Source organism: Pseudomonas sp. PDM24 (assembly GCF_019218905.1).
Classification (GTDB): domain Bacteria; phylum Pseudomonadota; class Gammaproteobacteria; order Pseudomonadales; family Pseudomonadaceae; genus Aquipseudomonas.
Map to the genome: position 1 here is coordinate 1 of NZ_JAHUWR010000003.1, position 16,832 is coordinate 16,832.

The following is a 16,832-nucleotide window of genomic DNA, read 5'->3' on the forward strand; positions in this document are numbered from 1 at the left end:
TCCGCTGCGGCCTTGGCGAACGCTGCTACCGTGTCGGCAATGTCCTCTTCACTCATCGCCACACCACGCAGGTCACCTGGCGAATCAAGGCCCGACGGGCTTTCCACTGGCGCATCTGGCTCCCAGTTGTTGATGTAACGCGTGGCACCGGTGTGCCAGATCTGCGGTGCCATGCGCCCGCCAGCGTTGTGGACCGCATCGATCACGTTTTTCCACCCCGCCAGCGCCGCTTCGCCGTGAAAAAAAGGGATGCCGGAATCATTGCGTGATGCTGGGCGATCAATCACGGTGCCTTCCGACAAAATCAGCCCGACACCTCCCTCTGCCCGCCGCCGGTAATAGGCAGCGCTCGCTTCACCCGGGATGCCTTCGGGTGAGAACAGACGCGTCATCGGCGCCATGACAATCCGGTTTTTCAGTTCAAGCGAGCGGATGGAAAGAGGACGAAATAAAACGCTGGTATCAAGCTTTGACATTGGATGGACTCCATTTGCTTTTGGAAGTCACATAAGTATATTTTGTAGACCTAATGTCAATTAGGCACCTAGAGTCGCCTAGGTATACATGAGGAAACTTCGATGCTGGAATTAAAGCCGCAATGTTTTTCGTCAGACTGCCCAAGCCGGGCGCTGTTCGACCAAATCGCAGACAAGTGGTCGATGATGGTTCTGGCGGTGCTTGATGATGGGCCGCATCGCTTCAATGCCATCAGGCGTCGCCTGGAGGGCGTCACTCAGAAGGCACTTACACAGTCCCTGCGGCGGTTGGAACGAAATGGTCTCGTCTCGCGCCAGATCATTTCGTTCTCGCCCGTGGCAGTGCAGTATGAGATCACCCCACTTGGTCTAACACTGCAGCAGCCATTTCGCGAATTGCATAAATGGACGCTCGACAAATTGCCTGAGGTTGAAACGGCCCGGTTGAAGTTTGACGAGGCCGCGGAGGGAAGCTGACGATGCGAGTCTTTTTATTGACTCGCCGCCACTGCCACCCTGCAACGCAGAATATTCGTCACAGACTACTCGCACTGAGGGTGGTGAGTGTTTCGTCATTCACCAGATCTGGCGACCAATATATTGAAAAACGGTACGCCCGAGAAACGATGTTATCGGTGCCAAAGGGCTGCTTTTTTTAATGGCTGAACGTATTAAGCGATGGCGAAGAATTTTCTCAGGGCCTATTTTTTGGTCTTTGACGGCTACTGGTCTTGACCTCGCGTAACGACAAACTGGACTGGATGGATGCAATACCAATCTAGCGCCTGAGTACCTGCTCCAATTTTGGCCAATCCGGTGCGCCCAAATCGACCTCGTATCTACCGCCACATCACCTACAACGGTCGATCACGTGTTGGACGGTGCCTGCGGAGTATCGGGATTGAGTTGCTGACGTCTGAATTGCCCGGGAGGCTGGCCATGTATCTGGCGAAAGCGTCGGGAGAAATAAGCTTCGTCAGCGAAACCGCACAACCTCGCCACCTCCCCCACCGGTCGTGTCCCATTGAGCAAATAATTGCGTGCCGCGTGCATCCTGCGTTCGAGCACCAGCTCAGTGAAAGTCTTGCCGATTTCCTTGCGCAACCAGTGTGTCAGATACGTCGGTGACAGGTAGGTCGCAGCAGCCACCTTGATCAGGTTGAGATCGGGGTCGGCAATATTCTTGCGCAAGTATTCGGACATCCTGCTCAGCGCGTCGCGCCGGCTTACTTCGGCGGCATTCTCTTCGGCCAGTCGTTTGAGCGGCTCGGCATACAAGGCACAAACGCTCCCCACCAGTTGCAGCAACAACCCCTTGAGCATCTCGCGAGTGCCAAATTGACGGTTCTCATCCAGGACTCGCATCTGCTCGATCAGGGCACAGACTTTACTGAAATCTTCATCGGCCAGAATGAAATCCAGATGCTCCTGAAAGCGAAACGGCGACAACTCCGGCGCCAGGAGAATCGAGACTTCCTCCAGATCCATCGGGTCACACTGCAAGTGCGGTAGCAGGAAGGTCTGGGAAAAATTGATCACCATGAAATTGCTGTCGGCCGGATGCGGAATCACGTGCACACGATGCGGCAGGATGAAGGCCAGCGTATTGCGCGGAAACGGACGTTCGACGTTGCCGATGTGCTGCACGGTATCGCCACCGAGGTTAACCTGGATCTGGAAATACTCATGGCGATGCGGACTGGTTTCGGCGTGCCGGCCCTTTTTGTCGCGGATGTAAAAGTCCGTCAATTCGCTGCGTTGCTGCATGACGTAAGTGGGCACTCGACTCGGTGACGACATCGCCTGAGGATCCTCTACAGGTACATGGACAGATTGTCGTCGCGCCGCGATGCAGGCGGCGACTGCGGTAATTGTGAAGGCAGACACCGCGGGCTTCAACACGTCATAGGATGACAATGCAATATAGAGAATTAATTGTATCCGTGTGTGATGTGTCGCCTGTCCAAAAAATCTACATGCACACAAAGATAATTAATCATTTAAAAACATCAACTTATAAACAAAATAAAGCATAACCAAGGAAATACGCTGATTTGTTTTTTCTTGGACACCTGTATTCATCGCCTTTTTTAGAAGAAAAAACGATCTAACGCCTCCGTTGATTTTGAGAAGTTGTACGACCACTGTGATAGCCAATGCAGCCCGAACCTTCCAAAAACAATCAAAAGGTGCGCACGTGATGAACCTGTTTTTCCCTCTCGCCAACCCTCCCCCGATCGAGCCAGTCCGAAGGCGTATTTGAGCGCCTGACAGCGGCTGTCCGCGCCTCTCATTCAAGTAGCGATTGCTCTGCCCCGGCACTGCGGGCACGGCTTCGGCTGCGCGCGAACATCTCGATTCTTCTAACAATAAAAAGGTCTACTCATGTCGAACTCGCAAACCTCCCCGTCCACCGCGCCGTCGGTGAGCGCCGGCGCCCGGGACGCCCTGTTGCCTCAGCGACTGCCGACGCGTCGGCGCTGGTTCATGCTGTCATTGCTGCTGATTGCGACCATCATCAATTACATCGACCGCGTAAACATCTCGATTGCCGCACCGTTCCTCGCCAAGGACCTGGGCCTGGACAAGATCGAAATGGGCCTGATTTTTTCCGCGTTTGCCTGGACTTACGCCCTCGCCCTGGTGCCTGCGGGGTTTATTGCCGATCGCTTCGGTTCCCGCTTCACCTACGGGGTATCGCTGATCAGTTGGTCGACGGTCACCGTGTGCCAGGGCTTTGCCACAGGATTCGCTTCGCTGTTCGGGCTGCGCCTGGCGGTCGGCGCCATGGAGGCTCCAGCGTTTCCTGCCAACAGCCGTGCGGTGACGGTATGGTTCCCGGCCCGCGAACGGGGCCTGGCCAGCAGCATTTACGTGTGCGGCCAATATCTGGGCACGGCTCTGTTTACCGGCGTGCTGTTATGGCTGGCCACGACCTATGACTGGCGCCATGTTTTCTACAGCACCGGGATACTCGGCATTGTGTTCGGTGTGATCTGGCTCTACGTGTACCGCGATCCGCTGAGCTGCAAGAACGTCAGCCAGGAAGAACTGAAGTACATCGAAGCCGGAGGTGGACTGGTCAAGAGCAGCCAGGAACGCACCCGGTTCAACTGGCGGCAGATCGCCGAGCTGTTCAGTTATCGGCAGATCTGGGCGATTTGCATCGGCAAGTTCGCCAGCACCTCGGCGTTGTACTTTTTCCTGACCTGGTTCCCGACGTACCTGATCGAAGAACGCAAGCTGACCATGATCAAGGCCGGGATCTTCGCCGTGCTGCCGTTCGTGGGTGCAACGGTCGGCATTCTGCTGGCCGGTATCGTCTCCGACTTGCTGATACGCCGCGGTTACTCAATGTCCTTCGCTCGCAAGTTGCCTTTGGTGGTCGGATCGATGCTGGGGATGTCGATTGTGTTGGTGAATTTCACCGACTCGAATGTGATCTGCATTGCCGTGCTGACCATAGCCTTCTTCGCCCAGGGAATCGCTTCGTCGTCGTGGGCGGCGGTGTCGGAAGTTGCGCCCAAGGAATTGATCGGCCTGACCGGCGGAGTCACCAGCCTGGCCGCCAACATCGGCGGGATCGTCACTCCGATTGTGATTGGCGGCATCGTCCACGCGACAGGCTCGTTTGCCTACGCCTTCTGGTTCATCGGCGGCGTGGCGCTGGTCGGTACCTTGTCCTATTCGTTGCTGCTCGGTCGCTTGTATCGCATCGAACTCAAGGCGCGCTGAGTCAAAAAAAACGTTTTTCTCCAACACAAGGCGGCTTTCGTCCAACTTCGCAAAAGATTGCCGCCGTACGCTGACGCTTCTAACAGGACGACTACAAAAATGACGATGACCGAGTATGTGTTTACCCCGGATCTGCCCGTGACCTTGCCGGTTGCTGGCAGCCAGCAGCGCTTTCCCGTTGCCCGGGTATTTTGTGTCGGCCGCAACTACCCTTGGCCAGACACCCAAGGCCAGTCCCGCCAGCCGCCAGTGTTCTTCATGAAACCGGCGAGCAACGTGGTGGATGCGGCGGGTGAAGTGACTTTCCCGCCCTTGACCGAAGAGTTTGTCCACGAAATCGAATTGGTCGTGGCCATCGGTGAAGGCGGCGCCAATATTCCGCAGAGTCAGGCGCTGGCCTATGTGTGGGGCTATGCCGCCGGCCTTGATCTGACCCGTCGTGATGTCCAGCGCGCGGCCAAAAGCAATGGTTTGCCGTGGGAAGGTGCCAAGGTGTTCGACGGTGCCGCGCCAATGACCGCCATCGTGCCGGTCACGCGGGCAGGACATCCCGATGGTGAGTTGTGGCTGAACGTCAACGGCGAAGAGCGCCAGCGCGACAGCCTCGACAGCCAGATCTGGTCGGTCAGTGAAATCATCAGCCGCATCTCACAGTCGGTAGCGCTGCGGGCCGGTGACCTGATCATGACTGGCAGCCCGGCAGGCGTCGATGTGCTGCAACCGGGCGACATCATCAACGCCGGGATCGACGGCATCGGCCAACTGGAAATGCGCGTCGGTCCACGACCTTGAACCCGGCTCACGCCCTCGTGAATTGAGAAAGGAGATAACAACATGAACAGTCCTTTGAAAGTGGCCCTGGTCACCGGCGCCGGTAGCGGAATCGGCCGCGCCGTGGCCCTGTCGCTGATGGCCGACGGATTCACCCTGGTAGTGGCCGGACGTCGGCCGGAGCCGTTGCAGGCCTTGGTCGAATTGGCGCTCAGCGAAGGACACGAAGCGTTGGCGGTGCCGACTGATGTGCGCGACCCGGCCAGTGTCGATGCGCTGTTTGCCACCCTCACCGAGGTATACGGGCGACTCGATGTGGTGTTCAACAACGCCGGGGTCAACGCCCCGGCAGTGCCGCTCGATGAGCTGACGTTCGAGCAGTGGCGAAACGTGATCGACACCAACCTCAACGGCGTTTTCCTCTGCGCCCGTGGTGCCTTCAGGCTGATGCGCCGGCAACAGCCACAGGGTGGACGCATCATCAATAACGGCTCGATCTCGGCGCATACCCCACGCCCCTTCAGCAGCGCCTACACCGCCAGCAAACACGCGGTGCTGGGGCTGACCAAATCCCTGGCCCTGGACGGGCGCGAATTCAACATCGCCTGCAGCCAGATCGACATCGGCAACGCCCTGACCGAGATGTCGGTGCGCATGACCAAAGGCGTGCGCCAGGCCAACGGCACCATCGCCGTGGAGCCGATGGTGGACGTCAAGCATGTGGCCGACGCCGTGCGCTACATCGCCGGCCTGCCGCTGGAGGCGAACGTCCTGAACATGACCGTCATGGCCAGTGCCATGCCGTTTGCCGGTCGCGGTTAAACCGGCTTTTTTATTCCGTTACGCGAGGTTTACATGAAACCAGAAGTCTTGCAGCTCAGCCCGATCCTGATCCCTGAAATCAACGCGCGGCTCGATGAACTGTTTACCGTCAGACGCTACTTCCAGCAGGCCGACAAGCAGGCTTATTTGCAGGCACACGGCGCGAACATTCGCGGGGTGATCACCGGCGGGCATACCGGTATCAGTCAGGCGCTGATGGCGCAGCTACCGAAACTGGAAGTGGTGGCGGTCAACGGCGTGGGCACGGATGCGGTGGACCTGGCTTACGCCAGGGATCGCGGGATCCGCGTGACCGCGACCATCGGGGCGCTGACCGAAGATGTCGCCGACCTGGCCATCGGATTATTGATTGCCGTGTGCCGGGGTCTATGCACCAGTGATCGTTACGTGCGTTCGGGGCAATGGCCCCATAACCCGACACCGTTGGCACCGTTGCCGTTGGCGCGTCAGGTATCGGGCATGCGCATCGGGATCGTCGGCATGGGCCGGGTCGGCCGAGCAGTGGCGACCCGGGCCGCGGCGTTCGGCTGCCCGATCAGCTACACCGATCTGCAGCCGATGAGCGATGTGAACCACACTTTCATCGCCGATCTGAAGCAGCTGGCCAGCCACAGTGATGCGCTGATTCTCGCGGCTGCTGCCGACAAGACTGAAGCCATCATCAATGCCGATGTGCTGCAGGCGCTGGGCAAGGACGGGTATCTGATCAACGTGGCGCGGGGCAAGCTGGTCAACGAGGTCGATCTGGTGACGGCACTGGCCGCTGGAGAGATCGCGGGGGCGGCACTGGATGTGTTTGTCGATGAACCGAACGTCCCCGAGACACTGTTCGGCAACGAGAACGTGGTACTGCAGCCCCATCGCGCCAGTGCGACGCTGCAGACCCGCACGCGGATGGGAGAGATGGTGGTGGCGAGCCTGGTGGACAGTTTCGCCGGGAGGATACCGCAGGGGTCTGTGACTGACTGAACGTTGGCCGCCGAGGAGACGTTGCGTCCCCCTTGGCGGCTCGGTGTCAGGTAAACAGATCGCGGAACGAAAACCAAACTCAGGGCGGTCGACGTGATCAATCCCCAATTGTAGACGTCGACGCCGAATTGACCCACGTACTCTCTCCAATGGCTTTCAGTAGTTAGTCACCTAACAATCCCCCAAAAAACCACAACTTGAATTAAGAGTCAGGGAGCCCCGTGTATACGAGTCTAGGTTCGCGGCCCTGATTTATTCGCCCTCCGCCAAGAGTGGCGATTCAAACCACCACAATTGCGTTCGCAGAGTTTTGGCTCGGTAACCTGGGCTACTTCGATACCGATCCCGATTCCTTCGATTTTGAGCAGATCCAGAATGACTGATCGAGCGCATGAGGCCGCATGTACTGGTTGGTGGTCGGGCGGCCGGACTCAGACTTACCCGGGTAGTGGGTGTCACCGCAGGCACCGTACACAGCTATCTGAGCGGCGACGGTGGAAGGTGAATGCCGTACGCCTGGGTCGACTGCACTGTTGCCCGCCCAACAGTGATGCTGAACCGCTATTGGCTGAGCAACACTTTGCCGCAGCGAGGGGCGTTCCCCGCTGATATCGGCCTGCCAAGGCCAGCCAAAGGCGACTCACCCGGCACTGGCGACCAGACAAAGCCTTAAGCTAATAACCAAAAAGTATTTACTGGATGTTTTTTAGATCGTTTACATTTAATTCATGGATGCGGCAGTGTTGCCCGGTAAACAGAAGCGCCATTGTTGCTCAGGCAACAGTCGCTCAACAGTTAGCTGCCCGGGCAACAGCAGCCGAGATAACATGTTAATCCATCTTATTGTTTTTAATAGTTATTTTAACCCTGGAACAACTCTTGCTCTGATGGCTGCACATCCCGCAACTCGAACAGGAACAGACCCCATGAGCACCCCACTTAAAGTCGTCGCCGTTTCCGGTGGAACCTATCGTCCGTCGCGTACCCTGGTGCTGGTCCAGGCCATCGTTGCCGAGCTGAGCCAGTACCTGCCAATCGAAAGCCGCATCATCGAACTGGGCGACATTGTCCGCCCACTGGGCAGCGCCATGTCCCGTCAGGAGCTGCCGGAAACCGTTGAGTACGAGTTGAGTGCGATTGAGTCGGCGGACCTGCTGGTTGTGGCCGCACCTGTCTACCGTGGCGCCTACCCGGGCCAGTTTAAGCACCTGTTCGACCTGATTGGCCAGGACGCATTGATCGACACCCCGGTGTTGCTGGCCGCCACCGGTGGCAGCGACCGGCATGCGCTGGTAATCGATCATCAGTTGCGCCCGCTGTTCAGCTTCTTCCAGTCGGTGACCCTGCCCCTTGGCGTGTATGCCTCGGAGGCCGATTTCACGAATTACCAGATCAGCAGCGAAGCGCTGAAAACACGCATCCGCCTGGCAGTCGAACGGGCCGCACCGCTGTTCACCGCCAATGCCGCCGACTTGCGGAAAACAGCCTGAGGAACAGCCTGTGACCGCTCTCCATATATCCAGACTTGAAACCCCGCTGCAGATCGCCCGGACGCTCGCCGCCGAGTTTTCCCGAACCGCCGCCGAACGCGACCATCTGGGCGGCACGCCGAAAGCCGAGCGCGACGAGTTGCGCCGCTGCGGTCTGCTGGCGATGAAAATTGACCAGCAATACGGTGGCCTTGGCGCCAGCTGGAGCGACACCCTGGAAGTGGTGCGCGAGTTCGCCAGGGTCGACAGCTCGATCGCCCATGTGTTCGGCTTCCAGCATTTGATGCTGGCCACGGTACGGCTGTTTTCCCGGCCCGAACAGTGGCAGCCCTGGTTCGAACAGACCGCGCGCAACAACTGGTTCTGGGGTAATGCCCTTAACCCGTTGGACACCCGCACCTTGTCAAAAAAATTTGCAGGCTATCGCGAGTTTTCCGGGCGCAAGAGTTTCTGCTCCGGCGCCTCCGATTCGGAAATGCTGATTGCCTCGGCGCTGGATGAATCCACCAGCGGCAAGCTGTTGATCGCCGCCATTCCCAGTCATCGCACCGGCATCACCTTGCACGGCGACTGGGACAACATCGGCCAACGGCAGACCGACAGCGGCAGCGCCACCTTCGAACGGGTGCGCGTGGAAGAGAATGAACTGCTGCTAGATCCCGGCCCGCTGAGCACGCCCTTTGCCTGCCTGCGCCCGCTGATCGCCCAACTGACCTTCGTCAATATCTTCCTCGGCATTGCCGAGGGCGCGTTCGAAGAGGCCCGCAATTACACCCTCAAGGAAACGCGCCCCTGGTTCAAGGCCAACGTCAGCCAGGCCAATCAGGACCCCTATGTCCTGCGCCATTATGGCGAATTCTGGGTCGGGCTGGAAAGCGTGCGCCTGCTCACTGAACGCGCCAACGCCCTGCTCGACCAAGCCTGGAGCAAGGAGCACCGGCTCGGCGCCGAGGAGCGTGGCCAACTGGCCTTGGCCATTGCCACCGCCAAGGTCGCCGCCACCCGCACCGGCCTGGACCTGACCAGCAGCCTGTTTGAAGTGACTGGCGCCCGCGCCACCCATGCCGCGCTGCGCCTTGATCGTCACTGGCGCAACCTGCGCACCCAGACCCTGCACGACCCCGTGGACTACAAGCTCCATGAACTGGGTGACTGGGCGCTCAACAAGACGCTACCCACTCCGTCCTTTTACTCATAGGCCCCACCATGCAACTACTCACGCTGCCGCCCTCACCAGCCCTGGCCACCTCGATACGCGCCACTGCGCAAGTCTTCGAAGACCCGAAATCACAGGCGCTGCTGGCGCACCTGCAACAGGTCGCGCCCAGTGACGCCAGCGTGTTGATCATCGGCGAAACCGGGACCGGCAAGGAACTGGTGGCCCGTCATCTGCACAACCTCAGCGCCCGTCGCAACAAGCCGTTTATCGCGGTCAACTGCGGCGCGTTTTCCGAAAGCCTGGTGGAGGCCGAACTGTTCGGCCACGAAAAAGGCGCCTTCACCGGCGCCCTGAGCGCCAAGGCCGGCTGGTTCGAGGAAGCCAACGGCGGCACGCTGTTCCTCGACGAGATCGGTGACTTGCCGATGCCGATCCAGGTCAAGTTGCTGCGGGTGCTGCAGGAGCGTGAAGTGGTTCGCCTGGGTTCACGCAAAAGCATCCCCATCGATGTACGGGTGCTGGCTGCGACCAACGTGCAGCTGGAAAAAGCCATCAACGCCGGGCACTTTCGCGAAGACCTCTATTACCGGCTGAACGTGGTCAGCCTGGAGCTCAGCCCGCTGCGCGAGCGACCGGGCGACATCCTGCCGCTGATCCGCCACTTTATCGCCGAGTACAGTCGTCGGCTGGGTTATGGCGAAGTGGTGCTGGATACCGAAGCCGAACAGAAGCTGGTGAATTACTCATGGCCGGGCAATATTCGCGAGCTGGAAAACGTCATTCACCACACCCTGTTGATCTGCCGTAACAATCTGATCCGTGTCCAGGACCTGCACCTGTCCAACCTGCGTATCGAACGCCAGGACGCCAGCAATACCGTCCAGGACGACAGTGCCGACGCCCTGCTGCAGCAAGCCTTCCAGAAGCTGTTCGAGGAAGAAAGCGGCGCCCTCCACGAGCGGGTCGAGGAAGCGCTGCTGCGCGCGGCCTATCGCTTCAGCCACTACAACCAGGTACACACCGCCAGCCTGCTGGGGCTGAGTCGCAACATCACCCGCGCGATGCTGATCAAGGTTGGTGAGCTGGTGGTGAACAAACGCCGCCCGGCACAAGACGCCCGGACGGTCAAAGTGGTCAACCTGTCGATCTGACTGGTGCTAGCGGTCAAGCCGCTGCTCCTTTACCCGCTGTCCCGCCCCCCAGATAGAAGTCCTGAATATCACTGCGCGCGGCCAACTGCCCGGTCGTGCCTTCGCTGACGACCCGGCCGCTTTCCAGCACGTAGCCGTACTGGGCGTAACGCAGAGCCAGGTTGATGTTCTGCTCGGCAATCAGGAAGCTCACGCCGTCGCGCCGATTGAGCTGATGGATGATCTCGAAGATCTCCTCGACGATCTGCGGTGCCAGGCCCATCGAAGGTTCGTCCAGCAACACCAGCTGTGGCCGGGCCATCAGCGCCCGCCCGAGCGCAACCATCTGCTGTTCACCGCCGGAGGTGTAGCCGGCCAGGCTTTTGCGCCGCAGCTTGAGGCGCGGAAACTGGCTGTAGATACGTTCCAGATCGGCCTTCAGTTGCCCGCGGGACACCTGACGCGCAAATGCACCCGTCAGCAGGTTTTCCTCCACTGTCAGTTGGGCAAAGCAATGCCGGCCTTCCAGTACCTGCACCAGGCCGCTGGCAACCAGGCTATGGGGCGTGCTGCGGGTGACATCCTCGCCTCGATAAATAATCCGCCCCTGCACCACCTCGCCCCGCTCGGCCCTCACCAGATTGGCGGCGGCCTTCAAGGTGGTGCTTTTGCCAGCACCGTTGGCCCCCAGCAACACCACGATCTGTCCTTGCGGCACCGCCAGGGATACCCCGCGCACGGCGAGGATTGCCTGTTCGTACAGGACTTCAATCGCGTCGATCTGCAAGATCGGTACTTGGTTCATGTTGCTCTCCCCCAAAAAAACCGGGACGCCTCCCGATTCACATCTCAGCTGTCCTGACTGCAATCGCGCGGTGTGATGCCCTTTTCCTTGGCGTACTGGTGCGACGAGGCTTCGATGATCGGTCTGAGCAAGGCACGGTCGGCCTGCACCCAGTCACTGATCAGTTTCCACTGGCTGCCATCCCACCGCTGGAAGCGCACCGCACCGCCCCCTTCATGGTCCGAGCATGACAGCTGCAAGGGTTGCACCAGGCCCAGTGCACCCAGCTCCTTGAGGCGGGCATCGTCCAGCTTGAGGTGCTCGAAGCCCCAGCGCACCTGCTCGCCGGTGAGCGGCTGCTTGCCGAATTTTTCCTGGGCAATGCGCACGGCCTCAACGTTGAGAATGCCGTTCACCACCCCCAGGTTGTAATACACGGTGCCAAAGCGTTTCGGATCAGCCAGGTCACCATTGCCCTTGGCCACCACCTGCTGCTGGATGCCTTGCAAGACCGGGAAATCGGTGCCCGAGGGGTGCGTGGTGATCGCAATAAAGCCTTTGGCGGCGGCACCGGCCGGGGCGGCATCGTCCTCGGAGTTGCTCCAGATGTTGCCGATGATGTGATCCACCGGGAAGCCGACTTTCTGCGCGGTTTTCAACGCCACCGGGTTCATCACGCCCCAGCCGCGCAGAATCACCCAGTCGGGTTTTTCCCGGCGAATGTTGAGCCATTGCGACTGCTGCTCGTTACCCGGATGGGGCACTTCCAGCAGGGTCAGCTTGAACCCGTACTTGTCGGCCAGGGTCTGCAACACCTCATTGGTTTCCTTGCCGTAGGGCGAGCCGTGATACAGGGTGACGATCTTCTTGCCCTTGAGCTGGTCCAGCCCCCCGGCCTGCTGGCCGATGTAGTTGATGATCGCCGAGACTTCGGAGTACGGGTTCAGCTGCAAGGGAAAGGCGTAGGGGAAAACGCTGCCGTCAGTGGAGTCGGTGCGGCCGTGGTTGATGGTGATCAGCGGCAGTTTGTCCGCGGTCGAACGCTCAAGGGTGGCATAGGCGATGCCCACCGACAGCGGGTTAGTGGCGGCAGCCGGCGCACCATTGAGGCCTTTTTTCAGACGCTCGTAGCACTCCACGCCCTTCTCGACCACGTACTCGGTTTCGCACTCACTCCAGGTCAGCTTGACGCCGTTGACCCCGCCATTGGCATTGACGTATTTGAGGTAGTCGATAAAACCACCAAAAAACCCGGTACCACCGGCGGCATAAGGACCGACCCGATAGCTCTGCAGCGGGAAGTACTGTTCGTTATCCGCCTGCGCGGTCAACGTGGCAGTGCTCAGGCTGACAGCCAGGGCGAGGCTACTTAGTAGAGATCGTTTCAACATCAATGTTTTCCTTATCAAGTAATCAAGTGAAGGGTCAACCAAAGGGATTCAGAGCAATCGGCACTTACGCCGAGTCGCTCAGTAGCGCAGCGGCCACAACCGAGCGCGCTCGCGGAACTTCTGCCAGAGGCGCGCCAGGCCCTCCGGCTCCTTGATCAGGAACACAATGATCAGGGCGCCAAATACCATCTTCTGCAGGTTTTCTATCTGTCCGGCATCGATCAGCCCGGCCGGCAACAAGGCCACCAGGTTCGACAGCAGCACCGGAAACAACACGATGAACGCCGCGCCGAGGAAGTTGCCGAGGATGCTGCCCAGGCCGCCGATAATGATGATAAAGAGGATCTGGAAAGATCGATTCAGGTCAAAACCGTGGGGCTCCACGGTCCCCAGGTAGGTGAAGGCCCAAAGCGCCCCGGCCACCCCGAGAAAGAACCCGCTGATGGCAAACGCCAGCAGCTTTGTCTTGAACAACGCAATGCCCATCACCGCAGCAGCGGTGTCCATGTCACGCACCGCCATCCAGTTACGCCCTAGCTCGCTGCGCACCAGGTTCTTGCCCAGCCAGAACAACGCCACCACCACGCCCAGAGTCAGCAGGTAACGCCCCACCGGCGAGTTCAGATCCACACCAAGAATCTCCAGGCGCGGTGCGCTGATCACCCCCGAAGCGCTGTTATTGGAAAACCAGCTGAAGCGGGTCAGCGCCCAGGTCACAAAAAACTGCGCGGCGAGGGTCGACACCAGCAGATAGAAACCCTTGATCCGCAGGCTGGGCAGACCGAACAGCACCGCCACCAGCGCTGCCACTCCCCCGCCCAGGGCCATGCTGAACAACAACGGCGAGCCCGGCACCCGCAGCTCAACGTTGTAAGTGGCAAAGGCGCCCACCGCCATGAAGGCCGCCGAGCCCAGCGACAACTGCCCGGCGTAGCCGGTCAGCAGGTTCAGCCCCAACCCGGCCAGTGACAGCACCAGAAACGGAATCAGAATGGCGCTGAACCAATAGTCGTTACCCAGATACGGCACACCGACAAAGGCCAACAGCAGCAAGCCGACCAAGCCGTAACGGTCCTGGCGCAGGCAAAATACCCGGCGGTCCTGGGCATAGCGAGTACTGAACTGACCGGCTTCCTGATAAAACATCACGCCTCTCCTTAAACCCGCTCGATTGCGCGTTCACCAAATAACCCGGCCGGCCGCACCAGCAGGAACAGCAACGCCAGCACATAGGGAAACCAGTTCTCGATACCACCGCCGATGACGGGGCCCAGGTATACCTCGGCAACCTTCTCCGAGGCGCCGATGATCAACCCGCCGACAATCGCGCCACTGATCGAGGTAAAGCCGCCGATGATCAGCACCGGCAAGGCCTTGAGCACCACCAGCGACAGCGAAAACTGCACCCCCAGCCGCGCGCCCCAGAGCAGGCCGGCCACCAGACCGACAAACCCGGCCACCGCCCACACCAACACCCAGACCCGTTGCAGACGGATGCCCACGGCCAACGCCGCCAGCGGGTCATCGGCCACGGCACGCAACGACAAACCGATACGGGTTTTGTTAAACAGCAGCGAAAGTGCCAACACCAGCAACGCGGCAGTCACGGCTGCAAAAATGTCGAACGGCGACAGCAGCATGCCGCCCAGTTCCAGGGGCTCGTCACTGATGCCCAGTTCCAGGCCATGTACCTGGGCGCCCCACAGCACTTGGGCGAACCCTTCGATCACGTAGGACAAGCCGAGGGTCGCCATGAACAAGGTGATCGGTGAACGGTTGACCAGCGGGCGCAACACCACCCGCTCCACCGCCACCGCCAGCAGCACCATCGCCGACAGGCTGATGACAAACGCCAGCCAAAACGCCACCCCGCGCTCCAGCAGGCTGACAAAGGTCAGCGCCGAAAACAGCACCATCGCGCCCTGGGCGAAGTTGAAGACGCCGGACGCCTTGTAGATCAGGACAAAACCGATGGCCACCAGGGCGTACATCACCCCGGCCAAGAGCCCGCCGATCAGCACCTCGAAGAAAAATTCCATGAGCCTTCCTGTTTTGCGGGCAAAGAGTCCCCTGCCACCCGATAGCTGGCGGCGCTGTCGACTCGGGGGTTAGTGGCGCGTGCCGAGATAAGCGGCAATCACCTCGGGGTTTTGCCGCACCTCATCGGGCGGGCCGTCGCCGATCTTGAGGCCGTAGTCGAGTACCACAACGTGATCGCTAATGCCCATGACCACGCCAATGTCGTGCTCGATCAACACCACGGTGGTACCCAGCTCACGGTTGATGTCGACGATGAACCGGCTCATCTGCTGCTTCTCTTCGGCGTTCATCCCGGCCATCGGTTCGTCCAGCAACAGCAAGCGCGGTTCGGAGGCCAGGGCACGGGCCAGTTCCACCCGTTTCTGCAAGCCATAGGGCAGCTTGCCGACAAGGGTGTCGCGCCACTGTTGGATGTGCAGAAAATCGATGACCCGTTCGGCCGCCTCCCGCTGGCGGTCGTCTTCGCCCGCAGCGCGGCCGATGCGCAGGGCCTGCTCAATCCAGCTGCTGCGACGCTTGAGGGTGCGTCCGGTGAGCACGTTGTCGAGCACACTCATGCCTTTGAACAAGGCGATATTCTGAAAGGTGCGGGCAATACCGCGCACCGCCACATCATGCGGGCGCATGTGCCGGTGCTCTTCTCCGGCAAAGCGTATGCGTCCCTGCTGGGCCTGGTACACGCCGTTGATCACATTCAGCAGTGAGCTTTTTCCCGCACCGTTGGGGCCGATCAAGGCGCAAATCTCCCCGGCTGCCACAGCAAAGCTGATGTCGGTCACCGCCTTGACGCCCTTGAACGACAAACCGATGTTTTCCAGCACTAGCAGATGTTCAACCTTTGTCGCCTGTGTTTGTGCCATGAATCATGTCCTTGTCAGGCCGGTTGCGTGCTGTCTTCGATCCAGCCGTTGACCAGCGGAGCTGGCCACGGCGCGGGGCGGTGCCACTGTGCCGGATCCGGCCAGGTGCGTACCTCAATCGCCAAGGCCTGGAAAAACGCCAGGGTTGGCGGTGCCAGTGCCTCGCCCACCAACAACGGCGCGCGGGTGCGGGAAAAGCCGAGGACGTCGCGCAACGGCCGGCGGATCAGCCAGTATCCCAGGTGCCGTTGCAGCGCACCGGGGTGCGCCACCAGCGCCCAATCCACCATTCGCCGGCGCCAGCTGCCTGGCTCCGGCAAGCGGGCCAGGACCTGGGTATGCAGGCGCTGGTAGGTTTCCCGGGTGCCGGCCACCAGCGTCGGGCCCAACTCACGACGGTCCTGGTCGCGAGTCGACAGGTTCTCCGGAAAATTCAGGCGAAAGCCGGCAATCAACCAAGGCGCCAGCAAATAACGCGCTTGACCACCCGCGGCAAACGCTCGCGCCGCCAGGGCTTCGTCCTGCCGCCCCAGCTGCTCGCTGTGCACCAGGCGCCGGCCTTCCAGTAGCAACTCGGCGTGGCTGATGCGCTGCTGCTCGAGGCGCTGCCCCGCGCCCAAACGGTAGAAGGCAAAGGCTGTGCGCTCGGCTCGGGCCTGGGGTTCCAGCCGGTGATCGCTACCCTGCTGCAGCAGTTGTGCGAACGCCAGGGTGTCACCGGCCTGACTCACCTCAGCCAGGCCGCGGCCGTCGGCGTACATCAGCAGCCTGGGCGCCAGTCCGGCGGCGCGCAGGCGCTGAATCTCCTCATGGCCTTCGGCGAACACCCATTCACTGTGCAGCTCACGCAACAGCGGCACCTGTGCGGCCGCAGCCTCCAGCGGATCCAACAGCGCGGCCACGCCGCCCAACCACTGTGCCGCCAGGGCAGCGATCAATGCCTCCGGCCGCGGGCGGCTGACAATCACCAAAGTCGCACCAGGCACAAAACCACGCGCCTGCAAGGCCGTGGACAGGCGTTGAACCTCAGTGGCCAGTTGGCGCCAGGTAAGCACCTGCCACACCCCCAGGCGCTTATGGCGCAGGGCGATGCCCGTCCCTTGCTGACGTGCCTGATGTTGCAGCCACTGCGGCAAGGTACCCGCGACGGGTTGCGGGTTATCGATGAATGTCGGCATGACCTT

15 protein-coding genes and 1 pseudogene are annotated in these 16,832 nt (G+C 60.3%); 8 read left to right on the forward strand and 8 right to left on the reverse strand.

The window, feature by feature from the left end:
* Positions 1-476: pseudogene (locus tag KW837_RS11715) on the reverse strand (12-oxophytodienoate reductase); the annotation flags it as partial.
* A gap of 102 nt (positions 477-578) precedes the next feature.
* Between KW837_RS11715 and KW837_RS11720 the strand changes: the two are divergent.
* A complete protein-coding gene (locus KW837_RS11720; RefSeq protein WP_218395861.1) occupies positions 579-953 on the forward strand; it encodes a helix-turn-helix domain-containing protein in 375 nt (124 codons plus the stop codon).
* Positions 954-1,343: 390 nt separating this feature from the next.
* Here KW837_RS11720 and KW837_RS11725 read toward each other — a convergent pair whose 3' ends face one another.
* Positions 1,344-2,276, reverse strand: coding sequence for an AraC family transcriptional regulator (locus KW837_RS11725; protein WP_218395863.1), 933 nt, complete (start codon positions 2,274-2,276; stop codon positions 1,344-1,346).
* Positions 2,277-2,861: 585 nt separating this feature from the next.
* Here KW837_RS11725 and KW837_RS11730 point away from each other — a divergent pair.
* The 7 genes from KW837_RS11730 (at position 2,862) to KW837_RS11760 (ending at position 10,594) form a co-directional block, all read left to right on the forward strand.
* Positions 2,862-4,211: an MFS transporter gene (locus KW837_RS11730; protein WP_218395864.1), complete on the forward strand. Its 1,350-nt coding sequence runs from the start codon at positions 2,862-2,864 to the stop codon at positions 4,209-4,211.
* A gap of 99 nt (positions 4,212-4,310) precedes the next feature.
* Complete coding sequence (locus KW837_RS11735) at positions 4,311-5,003, forward strand: fumarylacetoacetate hydrolase family protein (protein WP_218395865.1); 693 nt, start codon at positions 4,311-4,313, stop codon at positions 5,001-5,003.
* 42 nt (positions 5,004-5,045) lie between these two features.
* Complete coding sequence (locus tag KW837_RS11740) at positions 5,046-5,804, forward strand: SDR family oxidoreductase (RefSeq protein WP_218395866.1); 759 nt, start codon at positions 5,046-5,048, stop codon at positions 5,802-5,804.
* A gap of 33 nt (positions 5,805-5,837) precedes the next feature.
* Positions 5,838-6,794: a 2-hydroxyacid dehydrogenase gene (locus tag KW837_RS11745; protein ID WP_218395867.1), complete on the forward strand. Its 957-nt coding sequence runs from the start codon at positions 5,838-5,840 to the stop codon at positions 6,792-6,794.
* 926 nt (positions 6,795-7,720) lie between these two features.
* The gene (gene msuE, locus KW837_RS11750) at positions 7,721-8,284 is read left to right on the forward strand and encodes an FMN reductase (protein ID WP_008073835.1); all 564 of its coding nucleotides are present in this window, start codon (positions 7,721-7,723) and stop codon (positions 8,282-8,284) included.
* Between the two features lie 10 nt (positions 8,285-8,294).
* Positions 8,295-9,482, forward strand: coding sequence for an acyl-CoA dehydrogenase family protein (locus KW837_RS11755; protein WP_218395868.1), 1,188 nt, complete (start codon positions 8,295-8,297; stop codon positions 9,480-9,482).
* 8 nt (positions 9,483-9,490) lie between these two features.
* Positions 9,491-10,594: a sigma-54-dependent Fis family transcriptional regulator gene (locus KW837_RS11760; RefSeq protein WP_008073833.1), complete on the forward strand. Its 1,104-nt coding sequence runs from the start codon at positions 9,491-9,493 to the stop codon at positions 10,592-10,594.
* A gap of 13 nt (positions 10,595-10,607) precedes the next feature.
* Here KW837_RS11760 and KW837_RS11765 read toward each other — a convergent pair whose 3' ends face one another.
* From KW837_RS11765 to KW837_RS11790, 6 genes are all read right to left on the reverse strand, one after another.
* The gene (locus KW837_RS11765; protein ID WP_218395869.1) at positions 10,608-11,378 is read right to left on the reverse strand and encodes an ABC transporter ATP-binding protein; all 771 of its coding nucleotides are present in this window, start codon (positions 11,376-11,378) and stop codon (positions 10,608-10,610) included.
* A gap of 44 nt (positions 11,379-11,422) precedes the next feature.
* On the reverse strand, positions 11,423-12,748 hold the full coding sequence (locus tag KW837_RS11770) for an ABC transporter substrate-binding protein (protein WP_008073831.1): 1,326 nt from the start codon (positions 12,746-12,748) through the stop codon (positions 11,423-11,425).
* 78 nt (positions 12,749-12,826) lie between these two features.
* Positions 12,827-13,894 (reverse strand): branched-chain amino acid ABC transporter permease, encoded by a 1,068-nt coding sequence (locus tag KW837_RS11775; RefSeq protein ID WP_218395871.1) that lies wholly within the window; start codon positions 13,892-13,894, stop codon positions 12,827-12,829.
* Positions 13,895-13,905: 11 nt separating this feature from the next.
* Entirely contained in the window at positions 13,906-14,787 is an 882-nt protein-coding gene (locus KW837_RS11780) for a branched-chain amino acid ABC transporter permease (protein ID WP_218395872.1), read from the reverse strand.
* Between the two features lie 69 nt (positions 14,788-14,856).
* Positions 14,857-15,648 carry an ABC transporter ATP-binding protein gene (locus KW837_RS11785; protein ID WP_218395874.1) on the reverse strand — a complete coding sequence of 264 codons (792 nt, stop codon included), beginning with the start codon at positions 15,646-15,648 and terminating at the stop codon, positions 14,857-14,859.
* 14 nt (positions 15,649-15,662) lie between these two features.
* Positions 15,663-16,826, reverse strand: a complete 1,164-nt coding sequence (locus tag KW837_RS11790) for an AMP-binding protein (RefSeq protein WP_218395876.1) — start codon at positions 16,824-16,826, stop codon at positions 15,663-15,665.
* Positions 16,827-16,832 lie beyond the last annotated feature (6 nt).

What these genes read in the sequence shown, in the direction of transcription:
- KW837_RS11740 (WP_218395866.1), top strand. Translation starts at nt 5,046, where the DNA reads ATGAACAGTCCTTTGAAAGTGGCCCTGGTCACCGGCGCCGGTAGCGGA.
- KW837_RS11745 (WP_218395867.1), top strand. Translation starts at nt 5,838, where the DNA reads ATGAAACCAGAAGTCTTGCAGCTCAGCCCGATCCTGATCCCTGAAATC.
- KW837_RS11725 (WP_218395863.1), bottom strand. Translation starts at nt 2,276, where the DNA reads ATGTCGTCACCGAGTCGAGTGCCCACTTACGTCATGCAGCAACGCAGC.
- KW837_RS11735 (WP_218395865.1), top strand. Translation starts at nt 4,311, where the DNA reads ATGACGATGACCGAGTATGTGTTTACCCCGGATCTGCCCGTGACCTTG.
- msuE (WP_008073835.1), top strand. Translation starts at nt 7,721, where the DNA reads ATGAGCACCCCACTTAAAGTCGTCGCCGTTTCCGGTGGAACCTATCGT.
- KW837_RS11730 (WP_218395864.1), top strand. Translation starts at nt 2,862, where the DNA reads ATGTCGAACTCGCAAACCTCCCCGTCCACCGCGCCGTCGGTGAGCGCC.
- KW837_RS11780 (WP_218395872.1), bottom strand. Translation starts at nt 14,787, where the DNA reads ATGGAATTTTTCTTCGAGGTGCTGATCGGCGGGCTCTTGGCCGGGGTG.
- KW837_RS11785 (WP_218395874.1), bottom strand. Translation starts at nt 15,648, where the DNA reads ATGGCACAAACACAGGCGACAAAGGTTGAACATCTGCTAGTGCTGGAA.
- KW837_RS11775 (WP_218395871.1), bottom strand. Translation starts at nt 13,894, where the DNA reads ATGTTTTATCAGGAAGCCGGTCAGTTCAGTACTCGCTATGCCCAGGAC.
- KW837_RS11770 (WP_008073831.1), bottom strand. Translation starts at nt 12,748, where the DNA reads ATGTTGAAACGATCTCTACTAAGTAGCCTCGCCCTGGCTGTCAGCCTG.
- KW837_RS11760 (WP_008073833.1), top strand. Translation starts at nt 9,491, where the DNA reads ATGCAACTACTCACGCTGCCGCCCTCACCAGCCCTGGCCACCTCGATA.
- KW837_RS11790 (WP_218395876.1), bottom strand. Translation starts at nt 16,826, where the DNA reads ATGCCGACATTCATCGATAACCCGCAACCCGTCGCGGGTACCTTGCCG.
- KW837_RS11765 (WP_218395869.1), bottom strand. Translation starts at nt 11,378, where the DNA reads ATGAACCAAGTACCGATCTTGCAGATCGACGCGATTGAAGTCCTGTAC.
- KW837_RS11720 (WP_218395861.1), top strand. Translation starts at nt 579, where the DNA reads ATGCTGGAATTAAAGCCGCAATGTTTTTCGTCAGACTGCCCAAGCCGG.